Source organism: Actinomadura sp. NPDC049382, assembly GCF_040677125.1.
Lineage (GTDB): Bacteria > Actinomycetota > Actinomycetes > Streptosporangiales > Streptosporangiaceae > Spirillospora > Spirillospora geliboluensis.
Genome location: NZ_JBFARO010000009.1, coordinates 62,623 through 79,146, shown reverse-complemented (window position 1 = coordinate 79,146; position 16,524 = coordinate 62,623). Strand labels below are relative to the sequence as shown.

At 72.2% G+C, this 16,524-nt stretch carries 17 protein-coding genes; 5 read left to right on the top strand and 12 right to left on the bottom strand.

All coding sequences use genetic code 11. The features are described 5' to 3' along the window. Positions 1-42 precede the first annotated feature (42 nt). From AB0K34_RS08790 to AB0K34_RS08775, 4 genes are all read right to left on the bottom strand, one after another. Positions 43-459 carry a hypothetical protein gene (locus AB0K34_RS08790; protein ID WP_138636499.1) on the bottom strand — a complete coding sequence of 139 codons (417 nt, stop codon included), beginning with the start codon at positions 457-459 and terminating at the stop codon, positions 43-45. 85 nt (positions 460-544) lie between these two features. Then, complete coding sequence (locus AB0K34_RS08785) at positions 545-916, bottom strand: hypothetical protein (RefSeq protein ID WP_138636498.1); 372 nt, start codon at positions 914-916, stop codon at positions 545-547. Continuing rightward, positions 913-1,803: an alpha/beta hydrolase gene (locus AB0K34_RS08780; RefSeq protein ID WP_364546720.1), complete on the bottom strand. Its 891-nt coding sequence runs from the start codon at positions 1,801-1,803 to the stop codon at positions 913-915. The genes AB0K34_RS08785 and AB0K34_RS08780 overlap by 4 nt, the downstream gene beginning before the upstream one ends. Then, positions 1,800-2,528, bottom strand: coding sequence for a DUF998 domain-containing protein (locus tag AB0K34_RS08775; protein ID WP_301176550.1), 729 nt, complete (start codon positions 2,526-2,528; stop codon positions 1,800-1,802). The genes AB0K34_RS08780 and AB0K34_RS08775 overlap by 4 nt, the downstream gene beginning before the upstream one ends. 427 nt (positions 2,529-2,955) lie before the next feature. Here AB0K34_RS08775 and AB0K34_RS08770 point away from each other — a divergent pair, with 427 nt between their 5' ends. Then, positions 2,956-4,272 carry a lysine 2,3-aminomutase gene (locus tag AB0K34_RS08770; RefSeq protein WP_301176551.1) on the top strand — a complete coding sequence of 439 codons (1,317 nt, stop codon included), beginning with the start codon at positions 2,956-2,958 and terminating at the stop codon, positions 4,270-4,272. A 113-nt stretch (positions 4,273-4,385) separates the two neighbouring features. Continuing rightward, complete coding sequence (locus AB0K34_RS08765; RefSeq protein ID WP_301176552.1) at positions 4,386-4,760, top strand: hypothetical protein; 375 nt, start codon at positions 4,386-4,388, stop codon at positions 4,758-4,760. Here the strand turns inward: AB0K34_RS08765 and AB0K34_RS08760 are convergent. Then, on the bottom strand, positions 4,696-5,892 hold the full coding sequence (locus AB0K34_RS08760; protein WP_364546715.1) for an MFS transporter: 1,197 nt from the start codon (positions 5,890-5,892) through the stop codon (positions 4,696-4,698). The genes AB0K34_RS08765 and AB0K34_RS08760 overlap by 65 nt on opposite strands. Positions 5,893-5,951: 59 nt before the next feature. On the opposite strand from AB0K34_RS08760, the gene AB0K34_RS08755 reads away from it, so the two are divergent. Next, the gene (locus AB0K34_RS08755) at positions 5,952-6,926 is read left to right on the top strand and encodes a winged helix-turn-helix domain-containing protein (RefSeq protein ID WP_364546712.1); all 975 of its coding nucleotides are present in this window, start codon (positions 5,952-5,954) and stop codon (positions 6,924-6,926) included. Between the two features lie 31 nt (positions 6,927-6,957). On the opposite strand, the gene AB0K34_RS08750 is transcribed toward AB0K34_RS08755, so the two are convergent. The 7 genes from AB0K34_RS08750 to AB0K34_RS08720 all read right to left on the bottom strand — a co-directional run bounded on the left by AB0K34_RS08750 (position 6,958) and on the right by AB0K34_RS08720 (position 13,659). After that, positions 6,958-7,476 carry a YbhB/YbcL family Raf kinase inhibitor-like protein gene (locus AB0K34_RS08750; protein WP_301176555.1) on the bottom strand — a complete coding sequence of 173 codons (519 nt, stop codon included), beginning with the start codon at positions 7,474-7,476 and terminating at the stop codon, positions 6,958-6,960. A 52-nt stretch (positions 7,477-7,528) separates the two neighbouring features. Beyond that, positions 7,529-8,404 (bottom strand): carbohydrate ABC transporter permease, encoded by an 876-nt coding sequence (locus AB0K34_RS08745; protein ID WP_301176556.1) that lies wholly within the window; start codon positions 8,402-8,404, stop codon positions 7,529-7,531. After that, positions 8,401-9,336, bottom strand: a complete 936-nt coding sequence (locus AB0K34_RS08740; RefSeq protein ID WP_301176557.1) for a sugar ABC transporter permease — start codon at positions 9,334-9,336, stop codon at positions 8,401-8,403. Before AB0K34_RS08740 ends, AB0K34_RS08745 begins: the two co-directional genes overlap by 4 nt. Beyond that, the gene (locus tag AB0K34_RS08735) at positions 9,333-10,406 is read right to left on the bottom strand and encodes an ABC transporter ATP-binding protein (protein WP_301176558.1); all 1,074 of its coding nucleotides are present in this window, start codon (positions 10,404-10,406) and stop codon (positions 9,333-9,335) included. The genes AB0K34_RS08740 and AB0K34_RS08735 overlap by 4 nt, the downstream gene beginning before the upstream one ends. A gap of 3 nt (positions 10,407-10,409) precedes the next feature. Then, positions 10,410-11,825 carry an extracellular solute-binding protein gene (locus tag AB0K34_RS08730; protein ID WP_301176559.1) on the bottom strand — a complete coding sequence of 472 codons (1,416 nt, stop codon included), beginning with the start codon at positions 11,823-11,825 and terminating at the stop codon, positions 10,410-10,412. A gap of 132 nt (positions 11,826-11,957) precedes the next feature. Further along, positions 11,958-12,743: an ABC transporter ATP-binding protein gene (locus AB0K34_RS08725; RefSeq protein WP_138636506.1), complete on the bottom strand. Its 786-nt coding sequence runs from the start codon at positions 12,741-12,743 to the stop codon at positions 11,958-11,960. 13 nt (positions 12,744-12,756) lie between these two features. Beyond that, on the bottom strand, positions 12,757-13,659 hold the full coding sequence (locus AB0K34_RS08720) for an ABC transporter permease (protein ID WP_301176560.1): 903 nt from the start codon (positions 13,657-13,659) through the stop codon (positions 12,757-12,759). 209 nt (positions 13,660-13,868) lie between these two features. Here AB0K34_RS08720 and AB0K34_RS08715 point away from each other — a divergent pair, with 209 nt between their 5' ends. Together AB0K34_RS08715 and AB0K34_RS08710 are read left to right on the top strand one after the other, a co-directional pair. Then, positions 13,869-15,455 (top strand): bifunctional phosphatase PAP2/diacylglycerol kinase family protein, encoded by a 1,587-nt coding sequence (locus tag AB0K34_RS08715; RefSeq protein WP_301176561.1) that lies wholly within the window; start codon positions 13,869-13,871, stop codon positions 15,453-15,455. A gap of 159 nt (positions 15,456-15,614) precedes the next feature. Continuing rightward, positions 15,615-16,490, top strand: coding sequence for a VanW family protein (locus AB0K34_RS08710; protein WP_301176562.1), 876 nt, complete (start codon positions 15,615-15,617; stop codon positions 16,488-16,490). The last annotated feature ends 34 nt before the right edge of the window (positions 16,491-16,524 follow it).

Here is a 16,524-nt window from a genome sequence, read left to right as displayed (position 1 = left end):
TGGCAGCGCCCGGCCGGAGTGGCGATCATCACCCTCCGGGCGTCAGCCGCGGCTGCCGGCCTCCTGGCTGTGGCAGTCGGCGCCCAGGCAGGTCGCGTTCTGCACGACCGGGCGGCCGCCGACGAGGATCGTGTAGTAGGTCGTTGCGGTCTTCTTCTCGCCGCTCCCGAGCACCTCGACCCGCTTGCTGTCGGACGTGGTGCCGGTGCACGAGACGCGCAGCCGCTCCTTCGTCCAGCCGGGCAGGTCGGCGCACTTCAGCGGCGCGGCGAGGGTCACGCCGCGCTGGTGCAGCTCGGCGGCGGCGGTGACCGGCAGCGCGTTGCGCAGCGCGGCCTGCGTCTTGTACTTCAGCTCCTTGCCGCCGGACAGCGCCAGGTACGAGATCCCGCCGGCGAGGGCGAGCACGATGAGCGCGGCGGACCCCAGGATCAGGGCCTTCTTGCGACTTATCTTCACAACGGTTACGTCACCGACAGTACGCGAACGTATGCGTCGAGTGGTTGGTTTTGAAGGTCCGCAGGCGGATTCGTTGCCGTCCGGGTCAGGTGTTCGGGTGCTCGCAGCCGAGGCCGAGGCAGCCCTTGCGCAGCACCTCGCGGCCGCCGACGGTGACCACGTAGGTCTCGCGCGGACGGTCGGTGTCGGCGTTGTAGGCGACCCCGTCCACGGTGACCGGTTCCCCGGCGGTGGTGCGGGCCGTGCAGGCCACCCGCACCACGGAGCTCGTGGCGGGCACCGGCGACTCGCACGAGGGGCGCTCTCGCAGCTCGATGCCGCGAATCTTGAGCTCGTCCACAACCCCGTCGGAGACCGCGTTGCGGTACGCGCCCTCCGAGATGCGCTGCATCACCTTGCAGCCCGACAGGGTCAGGGCGAGCAGCGCCGCCAGGACGAGGACCGGCCCCCTTCTCATGCGGACTCCTCGACCCGGCCGGTGCGGCCGACCGCGTCGGCGACCACGTCGGGACGGTCGAGCGGGACCATGTGCAGGGCGTCGGGCAACTCGATCCGGCTGCCGAGCGGGCTCATCCGGGCGAGCCGCTCGTGGCCCTCGGCCCAGTCGCGCTTCCCGCCCGGGTCGTCGACGTCGCCGAGCGCGGTTACCACGACGAGCGGAATGTGCGGGAACGGGCGCCGCTCCCGCAGCCGGGCCAGGTCGGCGGCCATCTCCCGGTAGGCGAGCTCCTCCGCGATCACCGTGCCGATCACCGTCCCGCGCCCGTACACCGACCGGACCACGCGGTTCGGGACGGCCTCGTCGCGGCGGCTGGTGCGGTCGAGGACCAGCCGCCGCCCGAGCGGCCCGGCGACCCTCGCCAGCCGTGTCGCGTCGAGGAGCGCGCCGGTGGCGGTGGCGAGCGGGGTCAGCGCGGCGGCCGTCCGGACGCGCACCCGCGGGTCGTTCTCGTGGCTGGGGTCGAGCAGCACCAGGCCCCGGACGAGCCGGGGCCGCAGCCGGGCCAGGGCCTCGGCGGGGAACGCGGCCATCGAGTGCGCGAGGACGGTCACCGGCCCGCCCGCCCGCTCCGCCAGCGCCTCCAGGATCGCCGTGTCGCGGCGCAGCGACGGCGGCGCGACCGCGGCCGGGCTGAGCCCGAGGCCGGGGCGGTCGAACACCGTGACCCGGTGCCCGGCCCGCAGCTGCTCGATGCTCGGCACCCAGTCGAACCACGCCCCGCCCAGCCCGGACGTCAGCAGCAGCGGCGGCCCGCCCGGCGGACCGGTCTCGATCACGTGCACCTGCTCGCGCCCGGCATTGACGATCCGCCCGTCCGGCAGGGGGGTTCCGCTCGTGCTCACAGCCGGGCCTCCTCCGTCACGGCGGCGGTGTCGTCCCGCGCGGCGCGCGCCGCGTCCCGCCGGTCGGCGTACAGCGCCCAGGCGATGACCAGCAGGCCGAGGACGAGGATGCCGATCTGGACGCGCTGGACGACCCCGAGCCACTGCCCCAGGTACATCGCGACGAGCGTGCCGAGCGCCGACACCGACTCGGCGAGGGCGAGCAGCCAGCCCCAGCGGGCGAGCGCCGGCCACCAGCCGTAGCGGCGGGCGGCGAGCGAGAGCAGCAGCAGCGCGGCGACCCCGCAGACGATCACGGCGCTGCTGGTCACCGAGTGGAACTCGTGGGAGAACGAGACGTGCTCGGAGCGCTCCCGCAGCGCGCACCAGGTCTCCAGGCTGGGCGCGCAGTCCAGCGGGAAGGACGCGTCGCCGATCGCGCAGACGCCGAACAGCCCGAGGAACGCCCAGCCCGCCGTGGCGAGGGGCCTGCGGGTGAGCCGGCGCAGCGTGCCGATCGCCACCATGATCGACAGCACCCCGGTGACGAAGTCGCCCGCGCTGTAGACGAGGTGGAACGGCTGGTCGGCGGCCGACAGCTCGCTGACGTAGCCGTTGAAGAAGTCGAGCTTGGGGCTGAGGAGGTTCTCCAGCACGAAGGTCGCGTAGCTGATCCCGGCGATCGTCGCGAGGACGACCAGCCGCAGCGGGACGACGCCCGGCCCGTCCCGTTCGACAGCGTCCACCGGCCCCCCTCACGCCGCGTGACCGCGTCCGCGCCCTGCCGCACGCCCCGGTCCCGCCGCTTCGGTCCTGCCCGCCCCGCCCAGTATTTCCCAAGATCGCGACTTGCGGGGACCGGGGGTGCCGAGTCGCGGTGTATCCGCTGGCAGTGTCCGTGCGCCGGGCGGGTTGCGGCGCATCTCACCGCCGGATGACGGAGAAGTTGACGTCCCGTAGTCGTTGTACTGGGTACCGAGCGTCAACGATGATGTCCAGGCGATTTGTCTGGATCGTCCTTGACCAGCCTTTGTCCCGGCCCGGTAGGGGGTATCAATTCGGCATGAACCCGTCCCAAACGGTTGAATGGGGGTGTCCCGCGCACTCCTGATCACAGACCGTGACGACGCCCCGGGGCGCGCCTCCCCCGCTGACAGCAAGGAGTACCAACACGTGACACTGGTGAACGACGCGGCTCCCGCGGTGCGATCCACCGGTCGCAAGTTCCGCGCCTTCACGGCGAAGCACCTGGACGAACTCACCGCTCGCGCCGGGCTGGCGCCCGACGAGCGGCTCGCGACCCGGGCGGTGGCGACGGTCCTGCCCTTCCGGACCAACGCCTACGTCATCGAGGAGCTCATCGACTGGACGGCCGCCCCCGACGACCCGATCTACCGGCTCGTCTTCCCGCGCCCGGACATGCTCCCCGCCGAGGACGTCGCCCACCTGTCGGACCTGCTGCGCCGCGAGGCCCCGAAGGCCGAGATCGAGGCCGCCGCCCACCGGGTCAGGATGCGGCTGAACCCGCACCCGGCCGGCCAGATGGAGCTCAACATCCCGAGCTTCGGCGACGGCAAGATCCCCGGGATGCAGCACAAGTACGACGAGACCGTGCTGTACTTCCCCAAGCAGGGCCAGACCTGCCACGCGTACTGCACCTACTGCTTCCGCTGGGCCCAGTTCGTCGGCGAGGCCGACCTGAAGATGGCCGGCGACGAGCCGACGGCGCTGCGCGACTACCTGATCGCCCACCCCGAGGTGACCAGCGTCCTGTTCACCGGCGGCGACGCCATGATCATGGGTGAGCCGGTGCTGCGCCGCTACGTCGAGCCGCTGCTCGACCTGGAGCAGCTCGAATCCATCCGGATCGGTACCAAGTCGCTGGCCTACTGGCCGCAGAAGTTCGTCACCGACCCCGACGCCGACGACATGCTCCGGCTGTTCGAGCAGGTCGTCGAGTCGGGCAAGAACCTCGCGTTCATGGCGCACTTCTCGCACCCGCGCGAGCTCGAACCCCTCATGGTCGCCGAGGCGTGCCGCCGGATCCGCGACACCGGCGCGATCATCCGCACCCAGGCCCCGCTGATCAGGACGATCAACGACGACGCCGCGACCTGGGAGAGCATGTGGCGGACGCAGACCCGCATGGGTCTGATCCCCTACTACATGTTCGTCGAGCGCGACACCGGGCCGCAGGACTACTTCGCCGTCCCGCTCGCCCGCGCCTACGACATCTTCCGGGACGCCTACAGGAACGTCTCCGGCCTCTCCCGTACCGTCCGGGGCCCGTCCATGTCCGCGACGCCGGGCAAGGTCTGCGTGGACGGCGTCCTCGACCTGCTCGGCGAGAAGGTGTTCGCGCTGCACTTCATCCAGTGCCGCGACTCCGACCTGGTCGGCAAGCCCTTCTTCGCCCACTACGACCCCGACGCGGTCTGGCTGGACGACCTGAAGCCCGCCTTCGCCGACCGCTTCCCCTGGGAGAAGTAGCCGAGCCGTGCCAGGAGCCGGGGGCCGGCCACGGCCGGACTGAGTACGTGGCCGCCCCCGGCTGAGCACGAACGCCCATGCGGCGGTCGCCGCGGCACGGCGACGATGCCCGCATGTCCCCCCACATCCTCTCCTTCGAGGGGCGCGGCCCGGCCGACCGGATCCGGCTCGTGCTGGCCGCCGGCTACACCGTCGCCGTCCTCGCGGTCAGCGCGGTCGTCCTCGGCGTCATGCTCTTCTCCGACGACCCGGGCTTCATCGGCATCTGGCTCGTCTTCGTCACCAGCCCGCTGTCGGTCCTCGGGATCACGCTCATCATGCCGCTCGGCGAGCTGCCCGGTCCCCTCGACATCGCCGTGTTCTTCGCGGCGACGACCGGCCCCGGCCTCCTCCAGGCGTGGCTGCTGTGGCCGTCCCGGAGGCTCAGCGCAGCGAACGGGCCAGGCACAGGCAGGCGGCGACGGTGGCGGCGCCGCACAGCGCCATGACGTGGCCGGGCGCCAGGAACTCGCCCAGCGCGCCCGCCGCGCCGATCCCGGCGGCCTGGCCCGTCATGAGCCCGCTGCCGGACAGCCCCAGCGCCTGACCACGGATCTCCTCGGGCACCGCGTCCACGAGGCGGCGCTGGACGGTCAGCTCGTAGCCCAGCCCGAACGTCCCGGCCGCCATCAGCGCGCACGCCGCCGGCAGGCCCGGGTCGAACGCGAACAGCAGGAGGGGCGCGCCCGTCAGCATCGCCAGCGGGAGGGTGAGGCGCTCGCGCGTCGCCGGCGGGATCCAGCGCCCCACCACGAGGTTGCCCGCGAACATGCCCGCGGCCGCGGCGGACAGCAGCAGCCCCGCCGCGTCCGGGCGTCCCGAATCGGCCGTGAAGGGCACGACGACTCCCTCCGCGCCGACCGAGAGGGAGATCGGCAGCCACGCGGCGAGCAGCAGCCCGCGCGTGCCGCGATGGCCCAGCAGCAGCCGGTTCGTCCGCCATGTCTCGCTCGCCAGGCCGGACGACGACGGCCGCGCCGCGGGCGGAGCGTCCGGGAGCCGCGTGCGGGCGAGCAGCGCGGCCAGCGCCGCGCCCGCCGCCGCCAGCCACAGCGCCCCGGACGCGGAGATCGCCGCCAGCAGCAGCCCGCCCGCCGCCTGCCCGGCGATCTGCGCGCCCGCGCTGGTCATCGTGAACAGCGACCGGCCCAGCACGTAGCCGTCCCCGGGCAGCAGGGCGGGCAGCCGCGCCTGCACGGACGCGGCGCCGACCGGCGCGAACAGCCCCACCGCGACGAGCAGCGCCATGACCGCCGGCAGCGGCAGGACCCCCAGCGCGAGGACGGCCGTGATGACGAAGCGCAGCACGTGGTAGCCGGTCAGCAGCCGCCGCGCCGGAAGGCGGTCGGCGAGCGACAGCAGCAGCGCGCCGCCGATCACGTACGGGAGCATCCCGGCGGCGAACACGAGCGCGGCGGCGACGGACGACCCGGTGCGCTCGAACGTCTGCACCGACAGCGCGATCGTCCGGACGGAGTCGCCCGCGACCTGCAGCGTCTGGAGGGAGAACAGCGTCCGGAACTCGGCGACGCCGAAGACGTCGCGGTACCGCGCGGCGGCGGTGGAGGGCGGAGCGGTCATGCCGCCGACTCTGCGGCCCCGGCCCCGGTCCGCGACAATGTTTCGGGGAGGAGCGAAACATGTACCGCATTGTGGTGGGGCCGGGGGACATCGCCGCCAGCCGGTTCGGGGTCGGCCCGCTGATCGAGGTGTACGCCGCGCTCGGCCTGGTCGCCGGCCGGATGCCCGTCGGGCCGCTCGTGCCGTGGGTGGAGCGGGCCCGGCCCGCGTACCGGGAGATCGCCGGCGACCCGGCCGTGCGGGCGCTGGTCTTCCTGCGCCGCCCGCACGGGTACATGGCGGACTTCGTCGTCCCGCCGCCCGCCCGGCCCAACCTCACCGTCCCCGAGCAGCTGGCGGCCGTCCGGGCGACGCCGCTCGGCCAGGCGCGGCGCGAGATCGCCCGCAACCTGGTGGGCCTGCCGGAGCCGGACGCCGAGATCCGCGGCGTCCTGGACGCGCCCGACATGCCCGAGCGGCTCGCCGCCGGCCTGGAGACCGCGTGGCGCACCCTGCTGGAGCCGGACTGGGCGGTGCTGCGCTCGATCCTGGAACGCGACATCGTCCACCGCGCCGGGCGGCTCGCCGCCTACGGCTGGGCGGCGGCGCTGGACGGCCTGTCACGCCAGGTGCGCTGGCGGGACGGCGTCATCGAGGCCGACATCCAGGGCGACGTGACCTACCGGCTGGGCGGCGCCGGGCTGACCCTCGTGCCGGTGGTCTTCTCCGAGGTGGGCCTGGCCCTCGAACAGGACTGGCCGTACACGCTGATGTACCGGGCGCGGGGAGTGGCGGCCCTCTGGGAGAGCCGGGAGCCGCGCGGCGAGGACGCCCTCGACCGGCTCGTCGGCCGCACCCGCGCGGAACTGCTGCGCCTGCTCGCCGAACCCGCCACGACGACCTGGCTGAGCGCCCGGCTCCGGATGAGCCTCGGCGGCATCGGCGGCCACCTCGCGGTGCTGCGCGAGTCCGGGCTGGTCACGCGGGAGCGGAGCGGCCGGTCCGTCCTCTACCGGCGCACGGCCGTCGGGGACGTCCTCGTGGGCGCCGGCTGAGGCCGCCCCCGGCCGGGGGCGGCCGGGAACCTCAGGACTCGTAGACCGGGACGATCGAGGCGCGGGCCAGCGTGTGCGCGGTGACGTTGAACCCGACGACGGCGGGGGAGGCGTCGGAGTCGATGCCCAGCGACTCCACGTCCAGCGCGTGCACGGTGAACACGTAGCGGTGCGGCCCGTTCGGCGGCGGCGCGGCGCCGCCGTACGCCTTCGTGCCGAAGTCGTTGCGGGCCTGCACGCCGATCTTGGAGTCGGCGGTGCCGGCGCCCGTCGGCAGCTCGGTCACGTCGGCCGGGATGTCGAACAGGCTCCAGTGCCAGAAGCCGCTGCCGGTCGGCGCGTCCGGGTCGTAGCAGGTCACCGCGAAGCTCTTCGTCTCCGCCGGGAACCCCGACCAGCGCAGGTGCGGTGACCTGTTGCCGCCGCTGAACCCCCAGTCGTCGAAGACGTGCTCGTCCGCGAGCCGCTCGCCCTCGGCGACGTCGTCGCTCTCGACGGTGAAGGACGGGACCTCGGGCAGGTGCTCGTGCGGAAGCGGCGGCTTGGCCATGGCGACCTCCTACATCAGGATCTTCGTGTCCCTCCATCTCTACCAGTGGGCGTCACGTCTTGACCGCGCCCATGGTGAACCCGGTGACGAAACGGTCCAGGAACAGGTTGAACAGGAACGCGATCGGCACCGCCGTGATCACCGTGGACGCCTGCAGCGACTGCCAGAAGAACACGTCCCCCCGCACGAGCTGGGTCGGCACGCCGGTGCTGACCACCATCTCCGGGCTCGCCGACACGAACGCCAGCGCGTACACGAACTCGCTGGAGGTGAGCGTGAAGCTGAACACGACCACCGCGACGATCCCCGGGAACACCAGCGGCAGGACGACCCGCAGGAACGCGCCGAGGCGGCTGTGGCCGTCCACCATGGCCTGCTCCTCGACGTCCTTCGGGACGGCCTTCAGGAACCCGATCAGCAGCCACACCGACACCGGGACCGTGATCGTCGGATACACCACGATCATCGACCAGAGCGTGTCCTCCAGGTGCAGCGCCACCACGACCCGCGTCAGCGACAGGAACAGCAGCGACGGCGGCACCAGGTACACCATGAAGATCGCGATGCCCAGCGGCGTGCCCCACGGCCGGTCCAGCCGCGCCAGCGAGTACGCCGCCGGCAGCGCCAGCACCAGCGTGACCGCCACCACCGCCGCGCCCACGATCAGCGTGTTCACCACGAACGTCAGGAACGGCGTGTCGGTGAACAGGAACGTCACATGGTCGGGCGTAGCCGGCTTGTTGAAGAAGAACGGGTTGCTCTCCGGGTTGTAGAGGTCCTGATTCTGCTTGAACGCGCTGATCACGCTCCACAGGAACGGCAGCGCGCACACCAGCGCCGCCAGGACCGCCGCCCCGTACACCCCGCACCGCGCCGCCACATGCCGCCGGGCATACTTCCGCCGCAGCGCCGCCACGTCCGTGCTCATTGGGCCTCCAGCTGTCGTACGGCCCGGAGGATGGCGACCGCGCCGGCCAGCAGCAGCGGGAACAGGAACAGCGCGATCGCCGCCCCCTGGCCGACGTCGCCGCCCTCGATGCCGCGGAAGTACGCCCAGGAGGCCAGGACGTCCGTCGAGTGCGTCGGGCCGCCCCGGGTCAGCACGTACGGGACGGTCATGTCGGTGAACGTCATGATCGCGCCGAACAGGCCCGCGACCGCGATCACCGGGAGCGTCAGCGGGATCGTCACCTCGAACATCCGCCGCCAGAACCCGGCGCCGTCGATCCGCGCGGCCTCGTCGATGTCGCGGGGGATCGCGACCAGCCCGGCCATCACGATCACGGCGGCCAGCGGGGTCAGCCGCCACGTCTGCACCGCGATCACCGACGCCATCGCCGTGCCGGGCTGCCCGAGCCACACGACGTTCGCGTCGATCAGCCCCAGGTGCCGGAGCACCCAGTCGACCGGCGAGTAGATCGAGTCGAGGAACCACAGCCACGAGATCGTCGACAGCGCGACGGGCGTCGTCCAGGGCAGCAGGACCAGGAACCGCACGATCCACTTACCGCGGAAGTCGGCCACCAGGATGTTCGCGAGGATCTTCCCGAACAGGACGATCAACACCATGCTCACCAGCGTGAACACCAGCGTGTTGCGCAGCGCCCGCCAGAACACGCCGTCCGCGAAGACCGCGTCGAAGTTGCGGAACCCGACGAGGTCGAACGACGGGTCGCCGGTCGTCACGTCCGAGAACGCGAACGCGATCGCCAGCAGGAACGGGACGCCGACCAGCGCGGCGATGTAGACGACCGAGGGCAGCAGCATCACCCAGGCGAGGAAGCCCTCCCGGTCGGCGAGCCCGGCCTTCGCCCGCGGGGCCGCGGCCTCGGCCGCCGGCGCCGCCTCCGCCCGCGTCACCGCGCGTCCCCGAGCGGCACGGCGGCCCGCCGGGCGCCCGACGCGGCGTCGAAGAACCGGAGCCGCTCCGCCGGCACCGCGAACTCGCGGGTCTCCCCGGCATCCAGCGGCGTCCCCACGGTCGCGGGGAGCCGGGCGATCACGCGGGTCTCCGCGCCGATGCCCGTGACCGTCCCGTACACGTGCCGGTCGCCGGACAGGTACTCCATCCGCTCCACCCGGAGCGGCATCGTCACCCGTTCCGGCGACACGACGTTCTCGGCGGGCAGCAGATGCTCGGGACGGAACCCCACCAGCACGTCGCCGCGCTCGACCAGGTTCATCGGCGGCGACCCGATGAACGTCGCCACGAACGTGTCGGACGGGTCGTCGTACACCTCCTGCGGCGTCCCGACCTGCCGGACGCGGCCGTGCTCCAGCACCGCGATGCGGTCGCCGAGACCCATCGCCTCCGCCTGGTCGTGGGTGACGTAGATGGTGGTGGTGCCGACGCGCTGCTGGAAGCGCTTCAGCTCGTCCCGTGCCATCGCGCGCATCTTCGCGTCGAGGTTGGAGAGCGGCTCGTCCAGCAGGAAGACCGCCGGGTCGCGGACGAGCGCGCGCGCCAGCGCCACCCGCTGCCGCTCACCACCCGACAGCTGGCGCGGCTTGCGGCGCAGCAGCGGCTCGATCTCCAGCAGGCCCGCCGCCCATTGCGCCTTCTTCTCGCGCTCCTCCTTGGGCATGCCTTCCGCGCGCAGCGGAAAGACGATGTTGTCCCTCACCGTCTTGTGCGGGTACAGCGCATACGACTGGAACACCATCGCGATCTGCCGGACCCTCGGCGGAAGCCCGTTCACGACGTTCCCGCCGATCAGCACCTCGCCCTCTGTGGGCTGCTCCAGGCCCGCGATGGTGCGCAGCAGCGTCGTCTTCCCGCACCCGGACGGCCCCAGCAGCACCAGGTACTCCCCGGGCTCCGCCGCGAGATCGACACCGTCCAGCGCCCGCACGTGCTCCGCCCGCCCCCGCCGGGCCCGCACATGCCCGTCGAAGGTCTTCACCAGCCCCTTGACCTCGACCGTGTTCATTCCTCAGCCGCCCACGAGGCCGCGGTCGCGCCAGTTCTTGAAGATGGCGTTGACGCGCTGCTCGGCCTCCGCGACCGCCTGGCGCGGGGACGTCTGGCCGCGGGCGGCGCGGCCGAACATCGTCGGCAGCACGTTGGTGTTGAAGATCTCGCCGATCGCCGGGTTGGACGGGCCCGGGTAGCCGATGTTCGCGCTCCACGACGTCGCCGTCTTCAGCAGCCCCAGCTTGTTCGCCGGTTTCGCGCCCCACGGGTCGTCGTCGAGCCAGCCGTTCAGCTGCGGGACGAGCGACGGCCAGCCCGGCAGGTCGTACAGCTCCGAGTAGTACGACACCGACGGGAAGTTCGCCGTGTAGTGCAGCAGGAACTCCTTCGCCGCGTCCGCGTTGCCCGCGTACTTCGGCACGATCCACTGCTGGATCACGTGCTGCGCCGCCATCGCCGCCTTCGGGCCGCGCAGCGCCGGCACGAAGAAGATGTCGTCGCCGATCGTCCGGTTCGTGCCCATCGCGGTGCGCCACGCCGAGATGGAGTTCACGATGTAGGACGACTTGCCGGCGATGAGCGCCTGGTTGTTCGACGCCGGCGTCCACGAGAAGACCTCGCTGGTCTCGGCCTCCTTGAACAGCCGCGCCATGTACTCCACGGCGGCGACGGTCGCGTCCGAGTTCAGCACGACCCGCTCGTTCTGGTCCTGGACGGACCCGCCGTACGACCACAGCAGCGCCCGCGCCGCCATGTTCGAGTCGGTCTCCGGGGACAGCCCGATGCCGCACGGCACCCCGGTCTGCTTCTTGATCTCGGCGGCGCCGCGCAGCAGGTCGTCCCAGCTCGACGGGCCGTTCGGCATGCCGACCTTCTGCCACATCGACTTGCGGTAGTCGCCGGGGTCGGGCGACCAGCCGGGGCAGTAGGCGTAGAACTTCTTCGTGTTGGGGTTGTAGCTCGACTTGCGGCACAGCTCCAGCTGCTGCCCCCAGCGCCGGGTCGCCTCCTGCACGAGGTCGGTCATGTCGAGGACGGACGGCTCGTACTGCGAGAACGGCGCGATGTGCTGGATGAGGTCGTGGCCGCGCCCCGCCTGGATCTCGGACGCGGCCCGGCGGGGGACGTCCACGGTGTTGATGTGGTCGACCCGGACGTCCACCCCGACCTTCTTGCCCCAGTCGGAGACGAACGTGTCGAACCATTTGTCGTGCCGGGGCACGAAGTGGCTCCACATCAGGATGCTGAGGGAGCCGCTCAGCTTCTTCGCGGGGGCGGTGAACACCTCCTTCGGGGCGTTCCCGGTGTTCTTCGCCTGCGGGCCGGAGGACTCGCTGGCGCAGCCCGCCAGCGCACCGTACGCGCCCGCCGCGAGCGCCGTGGAGGACAGGAAGCCGCGTCTGCTGATCCCGGGGGTGTCGAACCGTTCGGCCATGGGGAGTCTCCCTCGCCGCTGGAGGTCTCCCCTCGACGGTAGATCGGCGAGGGGACTTCATCCAGAGACGATCCGGTAACTCCGCGTCACAATGGCCTCGGCGGCCACGTCGACCCCGGGAGTGCGCCCGGGTTACTTGCCGGTGGCCTCGACGTAGGCGGCGATGACCTCTTCGGGGTCGCCGTCCATGTGCATGCGGCCCTCGTCGATCCAGATGACCCGGTCGCACATGTCCTTGACCGTGTCGAGCTGGTGCGCGACGAGGAAGACCGCGCCGGCCTCCTTGCGCAGCTCGTCGATGCGGCGCTTGCTCTTCGTCCGGAACTTGGCGTCGCCGGTGGCGAGGGCCTCGTCGATCAGCAGGACGTCGTGGGTCTTGGCCGCCGCGATCGCGAACCGGAGCCGGGCCCCCATGCCGGACGAGTACGTCCGCATCGGGTACTGGATGAACCCCTCCTTGAGCCCGGCGAAGTCGACGATGTCCTGGTAGCGGGCCTTGGCGTCGGCCGGGGACATGCCCATCGCGAGGCAGCCGAGCACGATGTTGCGCTCGCCGGTGAGGTCCTTCATCAGGGCGGCGTTCACGCCGAGCAGGGACGGCTGGCCGTCGGTGTAGACGCCGCCGCGGTGCGGGGGCAGCAGCCCGGCGATGGCCTTCAGCAGCGTCGACTTGCCGGAGCCGTTGGTGCCGATGATCCCGACGGCCTCGCCGCGGTAGGCCACGAACGACAGGCCCTTGATCGCGTGGACCTCGGTCATCGAGGGGCGCTTCTGCCGGCGCAGGACCCGCGAGAACGCGGAGGCGGCGTTGCCCTTCCCGCCCGCGCCGTACACGCGGTAGACGATGTGCAGATCGTCCACGACGACGATCGGCTCCCGGGACGGGTCGATGGTGACCTGGTTTCCGGACGGGTTCATGCGCACCTTCGTGTCAGCCACGGCCGTATCGCTCCTCAGCGCGGTGGAAGTACGTGAATCCGCCGACCAGCATCACCACTGCCCAGATGACGGCGTACAACCACAACTGGCCCGTCTCCTGGACGCCGAGTTCCTTGGAGACGTGCTCGCGGTACTCGCCGAGCAGGACGTGGCGGCTCAGCTCGACGTACACGTACGCCGGGTTGGCCTTCAGCAGCTCCCCGAGGATGGGGTACTCCGCGAGCTTGGAGCCGGGCTGCATCAGCGACGGGAGGCTGAAGATGACGCCGGACATGTAGAGCCAGGTCCGCATGACGAACGGCAGGAGCTGGGTGATGTCGCGGTTGAACGCGCCCAGCCGCGCCATGACCATGCTGATGCCGACGTTGAACATGAGCTGCAGCGCCACCACGGGGACGAACAGCGCCATGTTGAAGCTGAGGGGCTCGCCGAACGCGAAGATGATCGCGAAGAGCACGATGAGCGAGAGCAGCAGCTGCTGGAGCTCGACGACCGCGATCGCCAGCGGCAGCGTGGCCCGGGGGAAGTGCAGCGCCCGGATCAGCGAGAGGTTGTCGCCGACGGACTTGGCCCCGGACGTGACCGAGCGTTGGGTGAACCCGAACAGGAACACGCCGGTCACGAGGAAGGGGATGAAGTCCGGGACCCCGCGCTTGGTGTTCAGCAGCAGCCCGAAGATCAGGTAGTACACCGCCGCGTTCAGCAGCGGTGTCAGCAGCTGCCACACCTGGCCGAGCCGCGAGTCGGAGTACATCGAGATGTTCTTGGCCGACGCGAACGCCCAGATGAAATGGCGGCGAGCCCACACATCCTGGATGTACTTGCGCAGCGGGGGGCGCGCAGCGCTCTGCCTCAGCCCGTATCGTGCGGCGTAGTCGGCCAGGGACCCGTTCACGTGATGAGGCTCCGCGATCGTTCCGACCGACTCGCCACCCGGGGATCCGAGCCGTTCCGGGTGACTCATGTCGCGAAGCCTATTGCAGTCGATGAGTCGAGAGTGACGTTCGCCCGCATGTGACCCCCGATTTGAGATCTTTACGGAATCATGTCGGCGTCCCTGGGGATACCCCGGAGATGCGGGTCAACCACTCACGGAGCATCGTCGTGCCATCACGGTCCGCCATCAGGCGTCGTCATGAGCCCGCCCATGCCCGCTCCCCCCGATCCGTCCTGCTGCGCCGGCTCGGCCGCGCCGACCGGTGGGCGTTCGACCGGGTGGCGGCCGCGCGGCTGCACGGGCTGGAATACGTGCTGCCGCGGCTGTCGCGGTTCGCCGACCACGGGGTCCTCTGGTTCACCACGGCCGGGGTGATGGGCCTCACGGGGCGGCCCCGGCTGCGGCGCGCCGCGCTGCGCGGCGCGATCGCGATCGCGGTCGCGAGCCCGGCCGTGAACATCCTCGGCAAGCAGGCGTTCCGCCGCAAGCGCCCCGTCGTCGACCTGGTCCCGCCGATCCGGATCCGCTGGAAGCTGCCGACCTCGCACGCGTTCCCGTCCGGCCACTCGGCGTCCGCCGCCGCGTTCGCGACCGGTGTGGCGCTGGAGGCGCCGCGGCGGCTGGCGGTGCCGGTCGCGGCGACCGCCGCCGCGGTGGCGTTCGCCCGCGTCTACACCGGCGCGCACTACCCGGGGGACGTCCTCGCCGGTGTCGGGATCGGCGCGCTGGCGGGGGCGGGGACCCGCCTGGTGTGGCCCGCCCGGCCCCCGGTGGCCGAGGTCGCGCCGGCGGCCGGGCCGGCGAAGGTGGCCGAGGACGGGCGCGGGCTCGTCGTGGTCGCCAACAGCGGCGCCGGGCCCGGCGCGGGCGGCGAGGCGGCCGGGATCTCCCTGCCGGGACGCCCGGAGGTGACGCTGGGCCTGCTCCGCCATGAGCTTCCGGCGGCGGAGATCGTCCAGCTCGACCCGGACGCCGACCTCGACAAGGCGTTCGGCGAGGCCGCCGAGCGGGCCGACGTGCTCGGCGTCGTCGGCGGCGACGGCACCGTGAACGCGGCGGCGGGGGCCGCGCTGAAGCACGGCGTGCCGCTGCTCGTCGTCCCGGGCGGGACGTTCGACCACTTCGCCCGCGCGCTCGGCATCGAGTCGGCGGCGGCGGCGATCGGCGCGTACCGGGACGGGCGGCTCGGCCGGGTGGACGTGGCCTACGCCGCCCCGGTGGCCGGCGCGGGCCGGGACGAGGAGCGGCTGTTCCTCAACACCGCGAGCTTCGGCGCCTACACCGAGCTCGTCGACCGGCGCGAGCGGCTGGAGCGGCGGATCGGCAAGTGGCCGGCGCTCGCGGTCGCGGCGGTCCGCACGCTGCGGCACTCCGAGCCGGTCGAGCTGCTGGTGGACGGGCGCCGGCTGCGGGTGTGGCTGGCGTTCGTCGGCAACTGCGTCTTCGGCTCGCGCGGCGCGGCGCCGACCTGGCGCGGGCGGCTGGACGACGGCCGGCTCGACGTCCGGATGGTCGTCACCGGGCGGCGGGTGCCGCGGGTCCGCGCGGTCGCCGCGGTGCTGGCCGGGCCCCTGCACGTCATGCCCGGGTACCGGGAGTGGCGGACGAGCGGCCTGGAGGTCGTCTCCTCGGACGGCGGGCTGCGGCTCGCGCGCGACGGCGAGGTCTCGTCGCTGCCGGCGGCGGTCCGGTTCGGCAAGCACACGGGCGCGCTCGCGGTGTTCTGCCCCACGGCGCCCCCGGCGCCCGGGTAGCGGCCCCGGTAGCGGTTCCCGGACGGGTGGCGCGTCAAGGCGCGTTCCCGTGTTGGCCCGGGGCCGGTCTTGTTCGGGTAAAGGCGTGGGAGTCGCCCGTCCGGCGGCGGCAGGGTCCGGTGCAGGATCCCGCTAGGGGATCATCTGGGGGTGTGGGCCGTGGGACGGACCCGGCGGGACCGGTACCGGCGATGTCAGGAGCGCCAGCCGCAGCTGCTGCAGTGCGTCCGGCAGTGGTGGCCGATCGTGGCGGGGGCGCTCGCGACGACCGGTCTGCTGCTCGGCGCCTACCTGGAGGTCCCGCGCCAGAAGGCGGCGACGCTGGCCGCCCCCGGCCGTCCGGCCCCGAAGCGGCCGGACGCGGCGTCGCGGGACCCGGCGGAGCGGCTGATGAGCACCTACACGACGCGTTTCACGCCGGGGGAGCCGCGCGTCCGCAACATCGAGCTGGCGGCGCAGATCCTGGACGGGCACATCGTCGAGCCCGGCGGGACGTTCTCGTTCAACGGCGCCGTCGGGCCGCGCACGAAGAGCCGCGGGTACGTGCCCGCGCCCGCCATCGTGGGGCCGCGGCTGGTGAACGATGTGGGCGGCGGCATCTGCCAGGTGTCCACGACGCTGTTCAACGCGGTGTTCAGGGCGGGCCTGGACATCCGCAAGTCGCGCGCGCACACCATGTGGATGCCGGAGTACCCGGAAGGGCGGGAGGCCGCGGTCTCCTACCCCGACCTCGACTTCACCTGGAAGAACGACACCGGCCGCCCCGTGCGGATCGAGGCGGGCTACACGGGGTCGTCGCTGACGGTGAACCTGTGGGGCGAGCGCAAGTACGAGGTGCGGTCGACGACGTCGGAGCGGTACGGGTTCACCCCGTACGGGGCGGGTGTGGGGCACGGCCGCAAGTGCGTGCCGATGACGGGCCGGAAGGGCTTCAAGATCGACGTGTGGCGGACGCTGTACGCCGAGGGCCGCAAGGTGCGCAGGGAGAAGTTCCACACCGAGTACCGGCCGCAGCCGAAGGTGAAGTGCCGCTGACGGGCGCGGAGGCGCCCTATCGCAGAGCGCGGAG